The organism is Arthrospira sp. PCC 8006 (assembly GCF_046480465.1).
Classification (GTDB): Bacteria; Cyanobacteriota; Cyanobacteriia; order Cyanobacteriales; family Microcoleaceae; genus Limnospira; species Limnospira platensis.
Genome location: NZ_PKGG01000396.1, coordinates 1 through 2,429 on the forward strand (window position 1 = coordinate 1; position 2,429 = coordinate 2,429).

Here is a 2,429-nt window from a genome sequence, read left to right on the forward strand (position 1 = left end):
TCGCGNAGCGTCTCGGAACGAGANTCGCTTTCTTGGGATTGTTCCCGGAAGCGGCGATCGCTCTCTTCGGACTGTCGCTGGAGGAGTTGCTTGGTTTCCTCGAAGCGGCGATCGGTTTCCCGGAAGCGGCGTTCGGTTTCTTGGGACTCTTCTTTGATGACTCGTTCAGTTTCCTTTTGGGCTTCTATGAGTTCTCCTAGCAGCCTCCAAACATCGTCAGCACTGGTGGTCATAGGGGGTTCCTCTCAGGTGTCTCAATTATCCCCATTTTAGTGAACGATAGGCCCTAGCCATTGGTGGCTGTTGTTTAAGTCCCAGAAACGGGGTTTCTTAATCAAAAATTTGCGAGGTGGTGGAAAGGTGGTGAAATGATTAGTTATAAATCTAGGAATTTTGTCAAGTACGAATAACCGAATACTTTATGGCGGGAAACCGATATAAGTGACGGTTTGAGTGGGGGGTGTCGAGGTGGTGGCGATAGGTCGCACTCCGACCCTATGCGATACGTCGCACTCCGAGGCTGCGCGATCGCACTTCTGAGACTCTAAGCGATCGCCCGAGTTGTGGGGATATCTAAACTCAAATGAGGGTGACTTACAATGTATTGATAATGTCGGTTTTAGTGACTCCTTTGTGTCGGGAAATTGATCGTAAAATACTATTGAGAGTTCCCAGTCGCAAAGGGTTATGATTGGGAATGCTAATCCTTTGATGGTGGGGCAACTCTGTTTCTAAAATAATGTGGCTCCCCTGTTGGTGAACAACCTCATAATCCCATTGGCGACAGAGAATGTCTGCCAAATGAGTCCCTTTAATATCTCTGGGGATTTTCATCGATAATTTGGATCGATCTACTGGATGACTAAGATTTCTTCTTTGACTAGATGTAGCTTGACATTGGGACAGCTAGGTTGGTCGAAATAATAGCCTTTGACGGCTTCATTGACATGGATTCGCAACGCTTCCCAATCATCACCCTGAGTGAAGATATCCTCGGTCAAACATTCGGCTACAAATCCGCCATCTTCTTCCTGATACACTTCAAAAATGATGACTGGATTCATTTTTATCCTCCTCGTTTATGGTTGACATCAATCCTAAAAAATGGTCGCTATTTTTATTCAAACTTTGACCCAGAAGAAGCCTGTTCGTTTCCGATCATACCACAAGGCGATCGTTACAGTGTGGGACGATCGCGTTCTGATCGGCTCCCATCCTCTCAACCCCCAGCTCTCATTCCCCCATCGGAATCGCTGACGACACCCGTTGCGCGCGATAGGTCGCACTCCGAGGCTGCGCGATAGGTCGCACTCCGAGGCTACGCGAACGCATTCCGGCACCCGGACACGACGCGGAAGGTGTTTGATGTGATGTAGCGGGTGAAGCCGTCCCCACAGAAGCGCGATCGCATTTCTGAAAGGGTAGGCGATAGGTCGCACTTCCGAGAGGGTAGGCGATACGTCGCACTCCGAGGCTACGGGAACGCGCTTCCGAGAGGGTAGGCGATACTTCTGGCGGGCACGCTGCGCGATACTTCTGGCGGGCACGCTGCGCGAACGCCAACTCTGGCTGTAATTTACCATTGGCGGGGACGGAATTTATCATCATTTAAAATCACCACGCTATCTCCTGACTGTGCCAACACAAATAAGCCGCGACGGTAGCCATAGCGGGCGACTTCTTCGGGAACCACCATTCCGGCGACGGCTCCCATGGCTTTGACATCACTATAACGGGGCATTAACCGCTTGAATTTTTCGAGTCTTTCCAGGTGTTCGTCGATGTCGGTTTGGCTGAGTTTGCTTTTGACTTCCACTAATATGGCTTGGTCGCTGTTGACGACGAGCAAATCAATTTCTAGGGCTTCTCCAAAGCGTTTAACCGAGAGGTCGCCGTGAAATTCATTGACAGCAATTCCCCTTTTTTGAAACAGTTGCACGACGGCGGGGCGTACCTGCCATTCGACAAATTCTCCGAGGCGGTTTCCCAATTTGCCTAATTCCTGGTTGAGTTTTTCATTCTGTTGTTTGATGATTCGTTCGGTTTCCCGGAAGCGGCGATCGCTTTCTTCGGACTGTCGCTGGAGGAGTTGCTTGGTTTCCTCGAAGCGGCGATCGGTTTCCCGGAAGCGGTGTTCGGTTTCTTGGGACTGTTCTTTGATGACTCGTTCAGTTTCCTTTTGGGCTTCTATGAGTTCTCCTAGCAGCCTCCAAACATCATCAGCACTGGTGGTCATGGGGGTTCCTCTCAGGTGTCTCAATTATCCCCATTTTAGCGAACGATAGGCCCTAGCCATTGGTGGCTGTTGTTTAAGTCCCAGAAACCGGGTTTCTTAATCAAAAATTTGCCAGGTGGTGGAAAGGTGGTGAAATTATTGGTTATAAATCTAGGAATTTTGTCAAGTACGGATAACCGAATACTTTATGGCG

The 2,429-nt window shown here is 49.4% G+C and carries 4 protein-coding genes and 1 pseudogene; all 5 read right to left on the reverse strand.

The window, feature by feature from the left end:
* Nucleotides 1–233 (reverse strand): annotated as a pseudogene (locus B9T16_RS27885) (hypothetical protein); the annotation flags it as partial.
* 361 nt (nt 234–594) lie between these two features.
* Complete coding sequence (locus B9T16_RS27890) at nt 595–834, reverse strand: type II toxin-antitoxin system HicA family toxin (RefSeq protein WP_006615911.1); 240 nt, start codon at nt 832–834, stop codon at nt 595–597.
* Nucleotides 835–851: 17 nt separating this feature from the next.
* A complete protein-coding gene (locus B9T16_RS27895) occupies nt 852–1,064 on the reverse strand; it encodes a hypothetical protein (protein ID WP_006615910.1) in 213 nt (70 codons plus the stop codon).
* 169 nt (nt 1,065–1,233) lie between these two features.
* Nucleotides 1,234–1,608 carry a hypothetical protein gene (locus tag B9T16_RS27900; RefSeq protein ID WP_410246304.1) on the reverse strand — a complete coding sequence of 125 codons (375 nt, stop codon included), beginning with the start codon at nt 1,606–1,608 and terminating at the stop codon, nt 1,234–1,236.
* On the reverse strand, nt 1,577–2,236 hold the full coding sequence (locus B9T16_RS27905) for a hypothetical protein (protein ID WP_410246305.1): 660 nt from the start codon (nt 2,234–2,236) through the stop codon (nt 1,577–1,579). Before B9T16_RS27905 ends, B9T16_RS27900 begins: the two co-directional genes overlap by 32 nt.
* Between the last annotated feature and the right edge of the window lie 193 nt (nt 2,237–2,429).